This is a genomic window from Streptococcus danieliae, from assembly GCF_025447695.1.
GTDB classification, from domain to species: Bacteria; Bacillota; Bacilli; order Lactobacillales; family Streptococcaceae; genus Streptococcus; species Streptococcus danieliae.
On sequence record NZ_JAOBSU010000024.1, the window covers coordinates 1 to 18,494 of the forward strand.

An 18,494-nucleotide genomic window follows, 5' to 3' on the forward strand; every position below is an offset into this window, starting at 1 on the left:
GAACCCGACCTAATCAACCTTGCGGGGGTGGGACTACGAACTAATTTTGAAAAAAATTAGTTCTGTCCCACTCCCTTTTTACGCTTAAGATTCAACTGTCAAATCTTCTTCAATGGTTTCTTTTTCAACTTCCAATTCTGGAGCCATCAACTCCTCAATGGTTTCGACTTCATTGACAGCTTTTGGTTCCAAGTTCCGGTAACGAGCCATACCTGTACCTGCAGGAATAATCTTACCAATGATAACATTTTCCTTCAAGCCAAGGAGATGGTCCTTCTTACCACGGATCGCCGCATCTGTAAGGACACGAGTGGTTTCCTGGAAGGAAGCCGCAGAAAGGAAGGAATTGGTTTCCAAGGAAGCCTTGGTAATTCCCATCAAGACTGGACGAGCTGTCGCTGGAACCCCACCTGAGATCAATACATCACGGTTAGCATCTGTAAAGTCGGTGATATCCATCAAGGTACCCATGAGAAGGTCTGTATCTCCTGGATCCATGACACGCACTTTACGGATCATTTGACGAACCATGACCTCAATGTGTTTGTCACCGATTTCCACCCCTTGGCTACGGTAAACTTTTTGAACCTCAGCCAATAGATAGGTTTCAACGGACAGTACATCACGAACAGCCAGCAAGTGTTTTGGTTGGATAGATCCTTCAGTAAGCGCTGCACCACGAGCGACCTGGTCACCAACTTCGACCTTCATCCGTGCTGTAAATGGTACAACATACTCGCCCTGACCAAGTGGGCCTTCCACAAAGACTTTCTTAGTCCGTGTTGAGGCGTCCTCTTCAATGGCCACAACTTCACCCTTAACTTCGGTGATAACCGCTTCCCCTTTTGGATTACGGGCTTCAAAGATTTCCTGAACCCGAGGAAGACCCTGGGTGATATCGGTATTGGAAGCAACCCCTCCCGTGTGGAAAGTCCGCATGGTCAACTGGGTACCAGGCTCACCGATGGATTGAGCGGCGATGGTACCAACGGCTTCACCAACTTCAACTGCATCACCTGTCGCCAAGTTGATTCCGTAACAGTGACGGCAAACTCCATGACGGGTGTTACATGTGAAGACAGAGCGAATCGTTATTTCTTCAACACCTGCTGCAACAATAGTCCGGGCCAAGTCTTCTGTAATCAAGATATTTGGACCAACCAAGACCTCACCTGTTTCTGGGTGTTTAACCGTCTTCTTAGTATAACGACCAGCCAAACGCTCTTCCAAGGACTCAATCATTTCCTTACCATCAGTGATGGAGCGAATCAAGAGACCACGATCGGTTCCACAATCATCCTCTCGGATAATAACGTCTTGGGCAACGTCAACCAAACGACGGGTCAAGTAACCAGAATCGGCGGTCTTCAAGGCCGTATCCGTCATACCCTTACGTGCACCGTGGGTGGAGAAGAACATTTCCAAGACAGACAAACCTTCACGGAAGTTAGACAGGATTGGCAATTCCATGATTCGTCCGTTCGGAGCAGCCATCAAACCACGCATTCCGGCCAACTGGGAGAAGTTGGAGATGTTACCCCGGGCTCCGGAGTCCATCATCATAACGATTGGGTTCTTCGGATTCTGGCTAGCAGTCAAGGCATTTTCCAAACGCTCTTTGGCTGCACGCCACTCACCTGTAACGGCATTGTAACGCTCATCATCGGTGATCATACCCCGACGGAATTGTTTGGAAATTTGTTCAACCCGCTCATGAGAGGTTTCGATGATTTCTTCTTTATTCGCAATAACTGGGATATCCGCAATTCCCACTGTCAAGCCAGCGAGGGTTGAATGATAATAACCCAAATCTTTCAAGCGGTCCAAGAGCGCAGAGGTTTCTGTTGTCCGGAAACGTTTGAAGATTTCAGCGATGATATTTCCAAGATTTTTCTTTTTGAATGGAACATTCAATTCCAAATCAGCCAAAACTTTATGGATATTTTGACCAGATTCCAAGAAGTACTTATCTGGAACCCCCTTGACCAAGTTATCATTGGTTGGTTCTTGGAGGTATGGCAATTCTGCTGGCATGATGGCATTAAACAAGATCTTACCAACAGTTGTGACCATGATCTTCCCTTGTTGGTACTCTGACCAAGGTTTATCCAACTTATCGGTCGCAATACCAACACGGGTATGAACATGCACCAAGCCATTACGCCATGCCATGATCGCTTCATCCGCATCCTTGAAGACCATGCCTTCGCCTTCACGTCCAGCTTCTTCCATAGTCAAGTAGTAGTTCCCCAAAACCATGTCCTGAGATGGGGTTACAACTGGCTTCCCGTCTTTCGGGTTCAAGATATGCTCAGCGGCCAACATCAAAATCCGTGCTTCTGCTTGAGCTTCTTCAGATAGGGGCACGTGGATGGCCATTTGGTCTCCGTCAAAGTCGGCATTGTAGGCCTCACACACCAGTGGGTGCAAACGGATGGCCTTACCATCGATCAGAACAGGTTCAAAGGCCTGGATTCCCAAACGGTGAAGGGTCGGTGCGCGGTTCAACAGAACTGGGTGTTCTTTGATCACATCTTCCAAGATGTCCCAGATACGCTCGTCGCCACGTTCTACTAATTTTTTAGCTGCTTTGACGTTTTGGACGATATCCCGAGCTACAATTTCCCGCATTACAAACGGTTTGAAGAGCTCAATCGCCATTTCACGCGGCACACCACATTGGTACATTTTAAGGGTTGGACCAACCGCGATAACCGAACGACCAGAGAAGTCAACCCGTTTTCCAAGCAAGTTTTGACGGAAACGCCCTTGTTTTCCTTTCAGCATGTGGCTGAGGGATTTCAACGGACGGCTACCTGGACCTGTGATTGGACGACCACGACGACCATTGTCAATCAAGGCATCAACGGCTTCCTGCAACATCCGTTTTTCATTTTGCACAATGATTCCCGGTGCATTCAACTCCAACAGACGCGCCAAGCGGTTGTTCCGGTTGATAACCCGACGGTACAGGTCATTAAGGTCAGAAGCCGCAAAACGTCCACCGTCCAATTGAACCATCGGACGAAGATCTGGTGGGATAACCGGAAGGATGTTTAGAATCATCCATTCCGGTTTGTTACCAGACTTGTAGAAGGCATCCAAAACATCCAAACGACGAACAGCCTTAATCCGTTTTTGACCGGTTGCAGACTTGAGTTCTGCTTTAAGTTCTTTAATCTCCGCTTCCAAGTTTACTTGTTTCAACAAGTCTTGGATTGCTTCCGCTCCCATTTTCGCAACAAAGGAACCAGAACCATAGCGGCGAAGGTTTTCCCGGTACTCACGCTCGGTCATGATTGACTTGTGCTCTAATGGCGTTTCTTTCGGATCAATCACAACATAAGCCGCAAAGTAAATAACTTCTTCCAAAGCACGCGGGCTCATGTCGAGGGTCAAGCCCATACGGCTCGGGATTCCCTTGAAATACCAGATATGGGATACAGGAGCCTTCAACTCAATATGACCCATCCGTTCCCGACGCACACGAGCTTCGGTTACTTCAACCCCACAGCGGTCACAGATGATCCCTTTGTAACGAAGGCGTTTGTATTTCCCACAGGCACACTCCCAGTCCTTGGTTGGTCCAAAAATAACCTCATCAAAAAGCCCTTCACGCTCCGGCTTTAGAGTCCGGTAGTTAATGGTTTCTGGTTTTTTGACTTCTCCGTAAGACCATGAACGGACCTTGCTTGGAGAGGCGAGTGTGATTTGCATACTTTTAAAACGATTTACATCAACCACTCTATCTTACCTTTCTTTTGGTTCACTTATTTTGATTCATCTGCATCGAAAGCCTCTTTTGCTTCCCGTGCAGCTTTTTCACGTGCTTTTTCCAAATCATCGACATGGATGATGCCATTATCTTCCCCTTCATCCAAATCGCGCAATTCAACTTCTTGATCATCTTCATCAAGCACGCGCATATCTAGACCCAAGGATTGCAATTCTTTGACAAGAACGCGGAAGGATTCTGGAACACCTGGTTTTGGAATTGGATCACCTTTGGTAATCGCTTCATACGCTTTAAGACGACCATTCACATCATCTGATTTATAGGTCAAAATTTCTTGAAGAACATTGGAAGCGCCATAGGCTTCGAGAGCCCAAACCTCCATCTCACCGAACCGCTGTCCACCGAATTGTGCCTTACCACCCAATGGTTGCTGAGTAACCATCGAGTAAGGTCCAACAGAACGGGCATGCAATTTATCGTCAACCATGTGGTGGAGCTTGATCATGTACATGACCCCAACAGAAACACGGTTATCAAACAGCTCACCAGTGCGACCATCATAAAGGACGGTCTTGGCATCTGAGTCCATACCTGCTTCGCGAACAGTATCCCACAAGTCTTGTGAACTTGCTCCGTCAAAAACCGGTGTTGCAATGTGGATTCCGAGGTTCCGAGCGGCCATTCCCAAGTGAAGTTCCATTACCTGACCGATGTTCATCCGTGATGGTACCCCCAATGGGTTCAGCATGATGTCAACCGGTGTTCCATCTGGAAGGTATGGCATATCTTCTACAGGAACAATCCGAGACACAACCCCCTTGTTTCCGTGGCGGCCGGCCATCTTATCCCCAACCTTGATTTTACGTTTTTGAGCGATGTAAACACGAACCAGCATGTTGACCCCTGATTGAAGCTCATCACCGTTAGCACGAGTAAAGATCTTCACATCACGGACAACTCCGTCGGCCCCATGTGGTACCCGAAGAGAAGTATCCCGAACTTCACGTGACTTATCACCGAAGATCGCATGGAGGAGGCGTTCCTCTGCGGAGAGGTCCTTCTCACCTTTTGGTGTCACTTTACCAACAAGAATGTCGCCTTCTTTAACTTCTGCTCCGATGCGGACAATTCCCATTTCATCCAAGTGGCTAAGGGCATCTGGCCCAACGTTTGGAATTTCGCGGGTAATTTCTTCAGGGCCTAACTTGGTATCACGGGTTTCAGACTCGTATTCTTCCAAATGCACAGACGTGTAAACATCGTCTTTGACCAAACGTTCACTCATGATAACCGCATCCTCGAAGTTGTACCCTTCCCAGGTCATGTAGGCCACGATAGGGTTTTGTCCAAGGGCAATTTCCCCATTTTCCATGGATGGTCCATCGGCGATGAAATCGCCTTTTTCTACCTTATCACCCAACTTAACCAAGGTCCGTTGGTTGTAGGCTGTACCTGAGTTGGAACGACGGAATTTGGTTACTTTATAAATATCCAGTGAACCATCTTCACGGCGGACTTCAACGCGATCAGCGTCTGCATACGTTACGACACCATCGTGGTTGGCGATAACAGCTGCTCCAGAGTCGTGGGCAACTTGGTATTCCATACCGGTACCAACGTAAGGGGCTTTCGGATCAATCAATGGCACAGCCTGACGTTGCATGTTGGCTCCCATGAGGGCCCGGTTGGAGTCATCGTTTTCCAAGAACGGAATACATGCGGTTGCGACGGCAACTACCTGTTTTGGAGAAACGTCCATGAAGTCTACAGAGCTTGCTGCATACTCTTGGTTATTTCCGCGATGACGTCCCATGACGATATCAGAGAGGAAGTGTCCTTCTGCATCCAAGGCAGAATTCGACTGAGCCACGATGTACTCATCTTCTTCATCCGCTGTCAACCACACGATTTCGTTGGTTACCAAACCTTTTTCACGGTCAACCCGGCGGTAAGGGGTTTGAATAAAGCCGTATTTGTTCAAATGACCATAAGAGGCCAAGTTGTTAATCAAACCGATGTTAGGCCCCTCAGGGGTCTCGATTGGACACATCCGACCATAGTGGGTCGCGTGTACGTCCCGCACCTCATAACCCGCACGATCCCGTGTCAAACCACCAGGTCCCAAGGCAGACAAACGGCGTTTGTGAGACAACTCAGATAGAGGGTTGTGCTGGTCCATGAACTGGGACAACTGAGAAGATCCAAAGAATTCTTTAATAGCCGCAGTTACAGGGCGAATATTAATAATTTGTTGAGGGGTCAAAGCTTCATTATCCTGAACACTCATCCGCTCCCGGACATTCCGCTCCATCCGTGACAAACCAAGGCGAACTTGGTTGGCCAGAAGTTCCCCAACTGTCCGGATCCGACGATTTCCCAAGTGGTCAATGTCATCGATCCGTCCCATACCTTCAGAAAGGTTGAGGAAGTAGCTCATTTCTGCCAAAATATCTGCTGGAGTGACAGTCCGGACTTTTTCATCTGGATTACCATTTCCGATAATGGTTACAACCCGATCAGGATCCACAGGTGACACAACCTTAAATTTCTGAAGAACCACCGGCTCAGTCAAGACTGCTGAATCATTTGGAATGTAGACAATCTTATTGAGATCACCGTCCAATTGCGGAGCCAACTGATCGATTAAGTCACGCGTCATAACTATTCCTGCTTCAACAAGGATTTCACCAGTCTCTGCATCTACCAAAGGCTCAGCCAAGGTTTGGTTCAACAGACGGGTTTTGATGTTGAGCTTTTTATTGATTTTATAACGACCAACAGCAGCTAAGTCGTACCGACGTGGATCGAAGAAACGCGCGATCAAGAGGCTGCGAGAAGACTCTGCCGTTTTTGGTTCACCTGGACGAAGGCGCTCATAAATTTCCTTCAAGGCCTCGTCTGTTCGTGAATCCATTGGATTCTTGTGGACATCTTTTTCAATACTGTTGCGAACAAGAAGGCTGTCTCCAAAGATGTCGATAATTTCATCATCACCAGAGAATCCAAGAGCACGAACAAGAGTGGTAAACGGAATCTTCCGCGTCCGGTCAATCCGTGTGTAAGCAATGTCTTTCGAGTCTGTTTCTAACTCCAACCAAGCTCCACGGTTAGGAATCACAGTTGAACCATAACCCACTTTACCGTTCTTATCCACTTTATCATTGAAGTAAACTCCAGGAGAGCGCACCAACTGGGATACGATAATCCGTTCAGCACCATTGATGATAAAGGTTCCCATTTCAGTCATGATTGGGAAATCTCCAAAGAATACTTCCTGAGTTTTAATTTCCCCAGTTTCCTTATTTACAAGACGGAAGGTCACAAAAATAGGAGCTGAAAGGTTGGCATCATGTGCACGCGCTTCCTCAAGTGTATATTTTGGCTCCCGCAATTCGTATCCGACAAACTCCAACTCCATCGTATCCGTGAAGTTTGAAATTGGAAGTACATCTTGGAATACTTCTTTCAAACCATGGTCCAGGAATTCTTTAAATGAGTCTGTTTGGATTTCAATCAAATTTGGTAAATCAAGAACTTCTTTGATTCTTGAAAAACTACGACGTGTACGGTGTTTCCCATACTGAACTTCATGTCCTGCCAAGTTGATAACTCCTTCTTTTTATTGGACGCAGGCTTGTGCCCAGCCGCTCCCCATTGTCCTTTTAAATTCATTTAATTTATCTTTTATTACTTTGTTAATTCGTCTTGCCGTACTTCTTTGAAACTTTCTTCGAAAGTTTTATTAGCAAGTTCAAAACCTCCACCAGAGCTTTTGAACTGTCTACGACTCATTGCCTCGTACTAAAAGTAAACTAAATAACTATATAATTTTTAGAAAATTTAAGAATAGATTACAATCCTCAAAAAGACTAAAATGAGACACAAAAAGAGCAGCTAAATCGACTCGTTTTCGGAATGATTTAACTGCTGAAAGCTCCGACCGGACAATATTTCGGCAGAGCAAACGACAACTGATTCAAAAAATTATAGCATAAATAGGAATAAAGAGCAAGGGCTTTGAAAGGAAAATCGGAAACACCTACTCCAAGTCTTTCAACCCCAAATACTCGGACCCTCCACCCCCGTCGAAAGCTTTTAATTTTTCTGAGAATTATCTGACAAATATTTGACCCTCTGCTTTTCTTATGCTAATCTTAACAATATAGATAGATTTCTTATTTAACCATGGATTTCGAGGAGATAATCCTAAAATTCTATTCCCCTTTGATCATCTCCCCTATTCAAACTAGAGGATACTACTTATATAAGACCAGAAAGGACATCATTAGCACCTCCCCAAACAAAATTGGAGTGTGTTAATACAATTACAGCCATGAACAAACCTCGTTTTTGGGCTGGAGCCTGCCTGCTCCTCTGCCTCCTATCTCTGAGTATCGGAGTTGGCAGTTTCTCTTGGTCAGACTGGCTCTCCGGCAACCAGGCCAGTCAGCTCCTCCTCTTGGAATCCCGGATTCCAAGAACCATCAGCCTCGTTCTCGCTGGTGCTGGAATCAGCCTCTCTGGCCTACTCATGCAGCTCCTGACCCAGAATTCTTTCGCAGCCCCATCAACCATTGGCACAACGGATGCCGCCAAACTGGGGATCCTCCTCAGTCTCTTTTTACCGGCCCCGACCATCACCCAGAAGATTATTCTGGCCCTGGGCACCTCGCTTTTTTTTAGCATCTTTTTTCTGAAAATTCTAAGGAAGCTCTTTTCCAGCTCCCCCTGGCTCCTCCCGCTTGTCGGAATGGTCTACGGTGGCCTCCTCAGCGCAGGGGGACAATTCCTAGCCTACCAGTTTGAGTTAGTCCAAAGTCTCAGCAGCTGGAGCCAGGGATCCTTTGCCATGGTCCAAACCCAGCAGTACGAGTGGCTTTTTGGCAGCCTCTTGCTGGTTCTGGCTAGCTCCCGTCTGGCAACAGCTATCAATATCATGGGCTTGGGTGCGGATACTAGTCAGAGTCTGGGAGTCCCTCAAAAGAAACTCGAATTCCTGATTCTGTTACTAATCTCACTGACAACTAGTCTCACCATGGTCACTGTTGGGAGTCTCCCTTTTGTCGGTGTTCTGGTCCCCAATCTCGTTCGCCGTTACTACGGGGATTCTTTGGAAAAATCCCAGACCATCACAGCTTTAGCCGGAGCCTGTCTCCTCCTAGTCGCTGACATCCTTGCACGGACGATTATTGCCCCTTATGAAGTGGCCATCAGCCTGATTCTAGGAATCGCTGGTAGTCTCGTCTTTCTCATTTTAATTTGGAGGTCCTACCGCCATGCCAGCTATTCCTAAACCCACTATCAAGAGACTAGCCGGTCTTGTACTACTTGGCCTCCTATTCTCTCTTCTCTATCTCTTTTGGGATTGGACAGAGCTACCGGACTTTCTCTGGCTTCTTAGGCAACAAAAGCTCTTCAGCTATACCCTGGTCGCAATAGCCACCGCCTTTGCGACCATCAGCTTTCAAACGGTGACCGGCAACCGCCTGCTCAGTCCCAACCTCTTAGGACTGGAAAGTCTCTTTGTCCTGATTCAGACAGCAACTATCTTTTTCAGTCACAGCTTACTAGCCCAGCAATTAGGACCTCTAGCAGAGTTTGGGGTCAGCTTAGGGATTCAGCTACTCTTTTTCCTCCTACTCCAGCCAGTCCTCAATCGCTTTTTGGAGCAGGATTTAATACTGATTCTCCTAACCTGTATGGCACTTGGAACCCTCTTTCGGAGCCTTAGCATCTTCCTCCAGGTTCTCTTAGATCCCAACGAATTTGACCAGCTACAGGCCAAATTGCTCCCCAGCTTTCAACGGATCAATCTCCCCGTCCTCGGATTGGCAGCAGTACTTATTGTACTTGCCTCTATCTACCTACTAAAAAAGGCATCCCTACTGGATTTATTAGCCTTAGACCTAGAAACTGCTGGCCTGCTTGGAGTCCAGACCCAACTCGTCCAAAAACAAGTTCTCTGGGCTGTTGTCCTACTCGTTGCCAGTAGTACCGCCTTGGTTGGCCCCCTTCTTTTCTTCGGCTTTCTTGTCTCCAATCTCAGCTACCTTTTCCTAAGTGATTACCACCATTCCTGGCTCTTCCCGATTGCCAGTCTGATTGGCTTTTGCCTACTCGTGTTCAGCCAATTCTTATCGGAGCAGGTTTTTCAGCTGCAGATTCCCAGTAACCAATTGATCGAGGTCATCGGAGGCAGCCTCTTTTTCTACCTCGTTTACAAGGAGAACACCAAACATGATTGATATTCAGAACCTCCATAAAAGCTACTGTAAGCGCCCTATCCTTGAGGACATCAACCTCACCATCTCACAAGGTTGTTTTACGGCCTTCATCGGCCCTAACGGGGCCGGTAAATCGAGCTTGCTCCGCATCCTCTGCCGCCTGGATAAGTGCACCCAGGGTCGCCTGGTCCTCAAGGGACAAGAACTCCAAGCCTGGGGCTCGCAAGAACTGGCTCAGGAACTCACCCTGCTACAACAAAGGCTCAATATCCAGAGCCGGTTAACGGTTCATGACCTGGTTATCTTCGGTCGTTACCCCTACCACCAAGGCCGGCCCCGTCCAGAGGATGAAACCCGTATCCAAGAAGTCTTAGACTATTTGGACATCAGCGACCTCAGCGACCGCTTCATCGACCAGCTCTCTGGAGGACAACTACAGCGGGCCCTCATTGGCATGGTCCTGGCCCAGGATACAGAGCTCATCCTGTTGGATGAACCCCTCAACAACCTGGACCTCAAGCAGAGTATCGCCATGATGGATCTGCTCCGCCGCCTGGTCGATGAGCTGGGTAAAACCATTGTAATGGTTGTGCACGACATCAACCTGGCCAGCCAGTATGTCGATGAAATGGTCGCCCTCAAGGACGGCCACATCTTCCATCGCGGACCGACCGAAGAAGTCATGCTCAAGCCGATCCTCGATGAACTCTACGACATGGATCTAACCCTGACCCAGGTTCAGGGCCGAACCCTTTGCACCTACCGAAACTAGAAAGGTATTTTACACTAATGAACAAGAAACTGATTTCTATCCTTGTCCTAGGACTTAGCCTCCTCTTCCTCGCCGCTTGCGGACAAAAGAATGAGTCTACCGATGTCAAGGCTGAAAACACTGTCACTATCAACAGCAAGCAAGGCAAGGTTGAAGTCCCTCTCAATCCTCAACGCATTGTCAGCCTCGACCTAGGAGCGGCAGACACTCTCCGCGCCCTCGGTAAAGAAGACCAACTGGTTGGCCTTCCTAAAAAAGGCTTGCCAAGCTATCTGCAAAACCTACCAGAAACCATTGAAAATGTCGGCAGCCTCAAAGAGCCCGATTTGGAAGCTATCGCCAAGCTCAAACCAGATCTCATCATCGCTTCAAGACGGACTGAAGAATCCCTCGAGCAATTGTCACAAATCGCCCCAACCATTTATTTTGAAAATCCCAACACAAACTACTGGCCTACAACCAAGGCGAACATCCTAGCCCTGGCCAGCCTCTTCGGCCAAGAAAGCGTTGACCAGGCCCAAGAAAAAGTCGCAGCCTTGGACAAGGAAATCGACCAACTGGCTGGCCTCAACGACAAATCGGATAAACAGGCCCTTACCCTTATGCTCAATGAGGGACAGATCTCAGCCTTTGGCCCAGAATCCCGCTACGCCTTCCTCTACGAGACCTTACATTTTAACCCAACAAAGGCAGATATTAAGGACTCTCGTCACGGACAGGAAATCAGCTTCGAGGGCATCCACGAAATCAACCCCGACATGATCTTCGTCATCAACCGAACGCTGGCTATCGGTGGCGACGACACCACCACTAAAGACCTGCTGGACAATGCTCTGGTGCAGGAAACCAAGGCCGCTCAGGACAAAGCCATCATCCAACTCAGCTCCGACGTTTGGTACCTCAGCCAAGGCGGACTCGAATCCACTGAATTGATGCTCAAGGACGTCAAAGACTGGGCTGGAAAATAACATTCACATAAAGTAAAAACCAGGAATCCGAGGGGAATTCCTGGTTTTTTGTCTAAAAATGATCGGCAGCAGTTCACCATCCAGGTGGAGGGCAACTTTATAAGACTGTGTAAAGACTTTTAAAAGTCTCCACCAATTCCCTTGAATTTCTCCACCAAAGCGACAATTTTTGTAAAAACAGTTTGTTTCTTAGTATGATACTGCGGATTAAGGGGACTCATTTTTGGCAAGGTTTCATTTAGGGCATTCCCGTTTTCACTGACATGTTCATTTTTGAGGGAAGTTTGAATATAACGTCGTGCACTCTCTTGATTCAAACCTTCTGATTCAATTAATTCAGCTACTGCCTCCTTCTGCTTCGTACGAGCAAAAGTATAAAATTGTTCTAAAATATCAGACTTATCTGTAAAACGATCTAGATTACTACTCTGAATAAAATCGATAATCAAACTTTCCTTGGCACGCTGACCTAGACTAGCACGAATCGTTCCTCTAATTTCTTCAATCAACTGATCTTTGTCCGTTCCTTTTTGATTCGTTTCAAAGATCAATTCCAAAATATAATCTAAGTTGATTTCCTGAGATTTTAATAATTCGACCTCAAAAACGACCGTATCCCAATCAATTGTAGATTCGCTATCCTGCTGATTCCGACGTTCATTGTCATACCAAGATTTAATATCATTATAAGTAGAACGGTAATCTTGGATTTCACGAGCACTTGGGATATCTAGCTGCGAAAGTTCTTCTAGTTTCTCATCGTTGAGATAAAAACGTTCTTTGAAATTTTCCACAGCCTCAGGATTCGATAGTTCTAACTCTTGTAAAGCCTGCAAACTCACGAAATCATCGTAATTCTGCAAAATATTATCCAAACGTAGGAACTGCCCAAACAAGGTTACAAATTCCTTTTTATCCTTTTCCTTATCAATTGCTGCCGGATTCGGGAACTTCTCCTGCAACTCTTGAACAAGCTCTAAATATCCCTTTTGCTGTTTGCCATTTTCTGTATAACCTTTCATATATTCATCATAGGAACGCTCTAATAAAACATCCGCCGTCTCGGTCTTTCCAAAAAGCTTAATGGCATCTTTTGTCGCCTGCTCCAAATCACGGAAGGTTACAATATTTCCAAAAGACTTGGTCGCATCATAAATCCGATTTGTTCTGGAAAAAGCTTGGATCAGCCCGTGGTAGCGTAAATTCTTATCCACAAAAAGAGTATTCAAAGTTGGCGCATCAAAACCTGTCAAGAACATCCCAACAACAATCAGTAGATCAACTTCACCAGATTTTACTCGCTTAGCTAAATCGCGGTAATAATTTTGAAAATCATTACCATTAATACTGAAATTCGTCTGAAAAAGTTGATTGTAGTCCTGAATACAAGCACTTAAAAATTCCTTACTACTGGTATCTGCTAAATCAGTTGGGCTGAAATTTTCATCATCAATTTCACCAATAGCAGCTTGCTCCTCATTAGCTGCATAAGAAAAGATTGTAGCAATTTTCAAAGGCTTAGCTGTTCCTACTTGCTGAATCTTTAATTTTTGGTAATAGGCCTTGGCTGCATCCACACTCGAAACAGCAAACATGGCATTAAATCCTTTGCCATTTTGTCGATGCGTCTTTTGATTAAAATGGTCCAAGATATAAGTTGAAATCTCTGCAATTCGCGTTGGATGAAGTAGCGCTTTTTTATTCTCTGCAGCTGATAATTTTTCTAAATCTTGCTCCTTCTCCTTTAACCTAAACTGAGGACGGACATCATTATAGTCGACCTTAAATTTCAAAACCTTTTGGTCGCGAATAGCATCGGTAATGACATACGCATGCAACTCTCGGCCAAAAACCGAGGCTGTCGTTTCACTCCCTAGAGCATTTTCTACCTTAATCGGTGTTCCTGTGAACCCAAACTGACAATACTTCCTGAACTTTTTCTTCAAACGCTTCTGCGCTTCACCAAACTGCGATCGGTGGCATTCGTCAAAGATAAAAACAACTTGCTTGTTATAGATTTCATGCTGGGTTTCTTTTGACATGAAATGATTCAACTTTTGAATCGTCGTCACAACAATCTTATTATCATCTTTTTCAATATTCCGCTTGAGGCCAGCCGTACTATTGGATCCATTCACCGAGTCCGGTGAAAAACATTGGTATTCTTTCATGGTTTGATAGTCCAAATCTTTTCGATCCACCACAAAGAAAACCTTGTCCACCTCATCCATCTCGGTCGCAAGCCTTGCTGCCTTGAAACTCGTCAAAGTTTTTCCGGAACCAGTTGTGTGCCAGATATAACCCCCGGTTTCAGGCCCACTCTTAATATTGCTTGCAATTGCCGAACGGATCTTCCAAATAATGCGCTCGGTCGCTGCAATCTGATAAGGACGCATGATAAGAAGCGTATTACTCGTATCAAATACCGAATAGTTAATGAGAACATTCAACAAAGTTTGCTGACTAAAGAACGTTGCTGTAAAATCCTTCAAATCTTTGATGGGTTCATTATTTTTTAAAGCCCAATTCATGGTAAAATCAAAGGAATTTTTCTCCCGCTTAGTGGTATTCGCAAAATAACGTGTGTCTGTTCCATTTGAAATGACAAACAACTGAAGATATTTAAACAACGAGTACTCTTCATTAAAGCTTTCTTTACTGTAACGATGAACTTGATTAAAAGCTTCACGAATCGCTACACCACGCTTTTTAAGCTCAATTTGCACCAAGGGGAGACCATTGACCAGAATCGTCACATCATAGCGATTCGCACTTGATCCAACCTGCTTCACCTGGTTAATCACTTGTAATCTATTCCGATTGATATTTTTCTTGTCCCAAAGATAGATATTTTCAATATGACCATCATCAAATCTAAAGTCATAAATATAGTTATCGTGGAGTTTACGAGTTCGATCAATCAAACTATCACCAGGTCGATTCAGGTATTCCTCCAAAAAACGCTGCCATTCTGCCTCAGAAAAAGTCACCTGGTTAAGGCTTTCCAGCTGAATTTTAAGGTTAGCCAGAAGGGCTTTATGTGAGGTGATATAGTTCAGATACTCATAGCCCTGATGCTGCAAATCCGTAAGCAACTCACGCTCTAAATCAGCCTCCGTTTGGTAGGTCCCCGCTTGTTCAGATTTGATGTACTTATCCAAAACAATAAAATTATTCGATTCTAAAATCGGCTCCATTTGTATCCTTTTAGCCATGATTACTCCTTGTTATAATTGCAATTTCTCACTTAAAGTATAACAAAAAAAGGGAGTGGGACAGAACTAAATTTGAAAAAATTTAGTTCGTAGTCCCACCCCCGCAAGGCTGATTAGGCCCTCTTCCGAGCTTGAAAAGCGAACGAAGAGGGCAATCAGCTACTGCGTCAAAGGCATTTTGCTAACCAAAGTCAATGAGGCTAGACTTTTGTCCCAGCCTCCTTATTTAAAATATCTACATTATTATCAACAATTCTCAATAACAATATTGTAGTTAATTTTTAATTCCTGGTAACTTCCATAGGAAACATAACCATCCTTTTGAAGTCTTCCAAGTATAATACTTGGATGAAGTTCAAGTTTCTGAGCGAATTGCAAAATTGAAGACTTATCAAAAGATTCTTCTGATAGAAATACTTCATAGTCATCCTTTTTGATTAGTAATTCTTGAGCAAAAAGATCTGCTTTCCTTTCCTTTTCCTGGTAGCCCTCGACATCATCATAGTCTGAGTAAAAATCATTGTGTAAAATATGGCCTAATTCATGGAAAAGAGAAAACCAAAAAATATCTGAACTTTTATTTCTATCAGTTAGCAATACGAGGACACTACCGTTTTTAAATTTTTTAGTTGCTCCATTCAAGTTTGCATTTTTTAATTTTGGCAAAGCAACTAAGCTGATACCGCACTCCGATAATTTTGACTTCAAGACAGGATAAAACTCTCCACTTTCTTGCAAAGTCATGGCTCGTAATTCCGGCAATATCTTTTCTAGTTTTTTCTTATCAAATCTCGTATCAGCATCTCTAGCTAGTTTTATAGCCAATTCCAACATAACATTGGAATTTACAATGGAAGGTTCATCAAAGCCTTTGGTATTACGATAACTGACAAGATGATTGAATTGTGTTAGATAGGAAAGATTAGAAATTTGAAATAACTTTCTAAGTTCTATTATCTTCTTTTCCACAGGATATCTCCCCTCAGAAATGAAACCATGTTTCTTAAAATAATTGAAATCAATCATCTCACAAATATCTCTCTCTTCCTGATTCTGGCGCTCCTCTATCTCTATCACTTTAGTATCGAAATTAGCTTGGAGATTTAACCAGGTCACTATTGAAATTCCTGTCAGCTTACATAATTTATTGGCTAGATCTCTACTGAGTGAAATCTCACCGTTAACTAACTTACTGATGGTTTTAGGAGTTGTACCCAGACGTTCTGCAAACTCCTCTTGTGAAATATTCAAATCTTCGATAATTTCTTCTACATAAGAACCTGGGTGGAAAGCTATCAGCTCTTTATAATTCTTGATATTATAAGCCATAATGATTACTTACCTCCTCAACTTGAATAATTTTTATAGTTTGAGCACTGGAGAAGACTGTTTCTTTATCTTCCTCAAAGCAGACAAGAAGCCTATAGGAACTTCTTCGACCGTCAATATCCAAAGCATACTGTCCCGTCCTAGATCCTTTCAAATCATGGAAATGATAAGTTGGAAAAGCAACGACTGAAGCGAGATTATCCGCACTCTCAATAAATTGTATCAATTTATGCAATTTGAGCGCAATTTTTACGGAAAAATCTTTCTTCGCTCTTCTCAAATCCGTACACTGCTTTTCAACATTTTTATTGTTATAGTGGATTTGCATCCAGACTCCTTCCATAATTTTCACCTAGATTACCCTTCAGGTAATTTTATTATACACCTTTTTAATTTCTCTTGTAAAAGAATTCTCCTCTTGTATAAAATAATTCGAAAATTATCAGAAGTTTTACTCATCTCAGGTTGCACATCAGCTTCAGAAGCTCTTTCCCAATCTTCAACACTAAAGAAAATCTCCACATCCCCTTGATTAAGCTGTTCCAGTGCCCTATCTAAGGTAGCGGTCCAATCACCTAAAACCATCCTCCCTCATCTTCATTGTAGCAAAAAAGCAAGAAGAAGGAAGAACCTCTCTTGCTTTTAGTCTAATCGAATTTGAATAATTGGTCTCGAACATATTCATATTGTTTTTGACGCAGTTCGATTTCGTGCGGCAAGCCATAAGAAATAGACATCGTCAATTCATCAAACTTATCCAAAATGGAAACAAGGCGGGATTGGATAGCTAGGGATGGAAGAACTATTACAAAATTCTCCATATCTTTTGCATTAATTCGAATAACTTTTGTCCCCGTCACCTTCCTCTCTTTTTGACTTTGGAAATGGATAGACTTAAAGAAATAATTCAAAAACCTAGCATTCTGGCTTGTTTTCACAGCATAAGCATCTCCAGAAATTCCGACTTCCATCTCACCTTCCCAAACTAACGCTTTTCCAACATCTTCAACATTTTCAGAAGTTGTCGCCATCACAATATCATCTGGTTGGACTTTTTTCAATTTGTCAAAGACATTCTTTTCGACAAACGATACTGTTTCTTTAGCAGAAAAACCGTACTTGGTATAAATCTGTCCATAGTGAATAACAGGAAAACCCTCGGCAACAAAATCTTTTTTCTGTAGACCATTGCCTCGTGTAAAATCACAGATAGTTCCCAAAGACACCCGGATCGATCCAAAAACCCAGTTCAAGAGCCTAATCAGGTCTTGTCTGTACTGTCAGTGTACACGCCTGCGGCGGTGAAGGTCAAGAGTTTTTCTCGAAAATATTCATATTGTTTTTGACGCAGTTCAATCTCCTTGGGCAGACCTATATTGAGATCATTACAAACAGCATCAAAGTTGTCTAGAACTTGGACAATTTTACTTCTTACCTCCTGTTTCGGATAGGGTAATTTAATTGTATTTAAATTTTGTTGATTGAGTTTAGGTTGTGCAGCTCCAGAAATATACGGCGTTAAATCAATATGATTCAAGTAATAACTGACATACTTCCTATCAACAGCATTATCAAACTTCAAAACGTGCGCATGATTATTAACCCACGATTTTCCAGTTATAGAAAAAGCTATTGGTGTTCTCCTTGCAAGTAAATTAGCACCATCCTCGGACACTAATAAATAATCACCATCAAAAATATAGTCATCCACGTAATCAACCATACCTGAAGCACCATAGTATGGATATTTACCAGAGACACGTTCACCCTTAGTTACCGGTTTACGCAAGCTATCTAAGTTATCAGCCACCTCTCCCAAGGTCTTCCACTCTACCTGATAGACCTCATCTTCAAAAGATAAAAGTTTATCCCGATAATAAGTGTATTGCTTTTGACGGAGGGTCAATTCTGCGGTCAATTCTGTAACATAATCCGTGAATTTGTCAAGTATTTTAACGATTTCTTGTTGGATTTTAAGGGGAGGGAGGGGGAGTTTGAACTCTTTCAAAGTTGACAACACAATATAAGACATCGCTGCTTTTTTTGTATTTGATTCTAAATACCTTTTTAAATCATAGCGAATATAGTGAAACAAATATTTTACGTTAACTATCTCACTAAAATTTGTTAATACATACGTTCTCTGATAAGCTTCAAATTTTCCTAAGTAATACTTAAGGGCACCTCTAAAAACTCATACTTATTGTCGCCTTATTTCAAATAAGTAGGTATTCCTATTTGGTAGTGTAG

11 protein-coding genes and 1 pseudogene are annotated in these 18,494 nt (G+C 43.8%); 4 read left to right on the forward strand and 8 right to left on the reverse strand.

Annotation, left to right across the window (positions count from 1 at the left end; translation table 11 throughout):
* Positions 1-84: 84 nt before the first annotated feature.
* Complete coding sequence (gene rpoC / locus N4310_RS02765) at positions 85-3,744, reverse strand: DNA-directed RNA polymerase subunit beta' (RefSeq protein ID WP_262091984.1); 3,660 nt, start codon at positions 3,742-3,744, stop codon at positions 85-87.
* Between the two features lie 26 nt (positions 3,745-3,770).
* Positions 3,771-7,337, reverse strand: coding sequence for a DNA-directed RNA polymerase subunit beta (gene rpoB / locus N4310_RS02770; RefSeq protein ID WP_262091985.1), 3,567 nt, complete (start codon positions 7,335-7,337; stop codon positions 3,771-3,773).
* Between the two features lie 732 nt (positions 7,338-8,069).
* Here rpoB and N4310_RS02775 point away from each other — a divergent pair.
* From N4310_RS02775 to N4310_RS02790, 4 genes are read left to right on the forward strand one after another with little or no spacing between them, the layout of a single operon-like run.
* Entirely contained in the window at positions 8,070-9,029 is a 960-nt protein-coding gene (locus tag N4310_RS02775; RefSeq protein ID WP_179923812.1) for an iron ABC transporter permease, read from the forward strand.
* Entirely contained in the window at positions 9,013-9,981 is a 969-nt protein-coding gene (locus tag N4310_RS02780; protein WP_262091986.1) for an iron chelate uptake ABC transporter family permease subunit, read from the forward strand. Before N4310_RS02775 ends, N4310_RS02780 begins: the two co-directional genes overlap by 17 nt.
* Positions 9,977-10,732 (forward strand): ATP-binding cassette domain-containing protein, encoded by a 756-nt coding sequence (locus N4310_RS02785; RefSeq protein WP_338092438.1) that lies wholly within the window; start codon positions 9,977-9,979, stop codon positions 10,730-10,732. The genes N4310_RS02780 and N4310_RS02785 overlap by 5 nt, the downstream gene beginning before the upstream one ends.
* Positions 10,733-10,749: 17 nt before the next feature.
* Positions 10,750-11,700, forward strand: coding sequence for a siderophore ABC transporter substrate-binding protein (locus tag N4310_RS02790; RefSeq protein ID WP_262091988.1), 951 nt, complete (start codon positions 10,750-10,752; stop codon positions 11,698-11,700).
* Between the two features lie 119 nt (positions 11,701-11,819).
* Here N4310_RS02790 and N4310_RS02795 read toward each other — a convergent pair whose 3' ends face one another.
* From N4310_RS02795 to N4310_RS08640, 6 genes and pseudogenes are all read right to left on the reverse strand, one after another.
* Complete coding sequence (locus N4310_RS02795; protein WP_262091989.1) at positions 11,820-14,915, reverse strand: type I restriction endonuclease subunit R; 3,096 nt, start codon at positions 14,913-14,915, stop codon at positions 11,820-11,822.
* A gap of 246 nt (positions 14,916-15,161) precedes the next feature.
* Positions 15,162-16,244, reverse strand: coding sequence for a HigA family addiction module antitoxin (locus N4310_RS02800; protein ID WP_262091990.1), 1,083 nt, complete (start codon positions 16,242-16,244; stop codon positions 15,162-15,164).
* Positions 16,234-16,572: a type II toxin-antitoxin system RelE/ParE family toxin gene (locus N4310_RS02805; protein WP_179923200.1), complete on the reverse strand. Its 339-nt coding sequence runs from the start codon at positions 16,570-16,572 to the stop codon at positions 16,234-16,236. Before N4310_RS02805 ends, N4310_RS02800 begins: the two co-directional genes overlap by 11 nt.
* 29 nt (positions 16,573-16,601) lie before the next feature.
* The gene (locus N4310_RS02810) at positions 16,602-16,829 is read right to left on the reverse strand and encodes a hypothetical protein (protein ID WP_179923201.1); all 228 of its coding nucleotides are present in this window, start codon (positions 16,827-16,829) and stop codon (positions 16,602-16,604) included.
* A gap of 62 nt (positions 16,830-16,891) precedes the next feature.
* Complete coding sequence (locus tag N4310_RS02815) at positions 16,892-17,470, reverse strand: restriction endonuclease subunit S (RefSeq protein ID WP_262091992.1); 579 nt, start codon at positions 17,468-17,470, stop codon at positions 16,892-16,894.
* Positions 17,471-17,505: 35 nt separating this feature from the next.
* Positions 17,506-18,360, reverse strand: a pseudogene (locus tag N4310_RS08640) (restriction endonuclease subunit S); the annotation flags it as partial.
* Between the last annotated feature and the right edge of the window lie 134 nt (positions 18,361-18,494).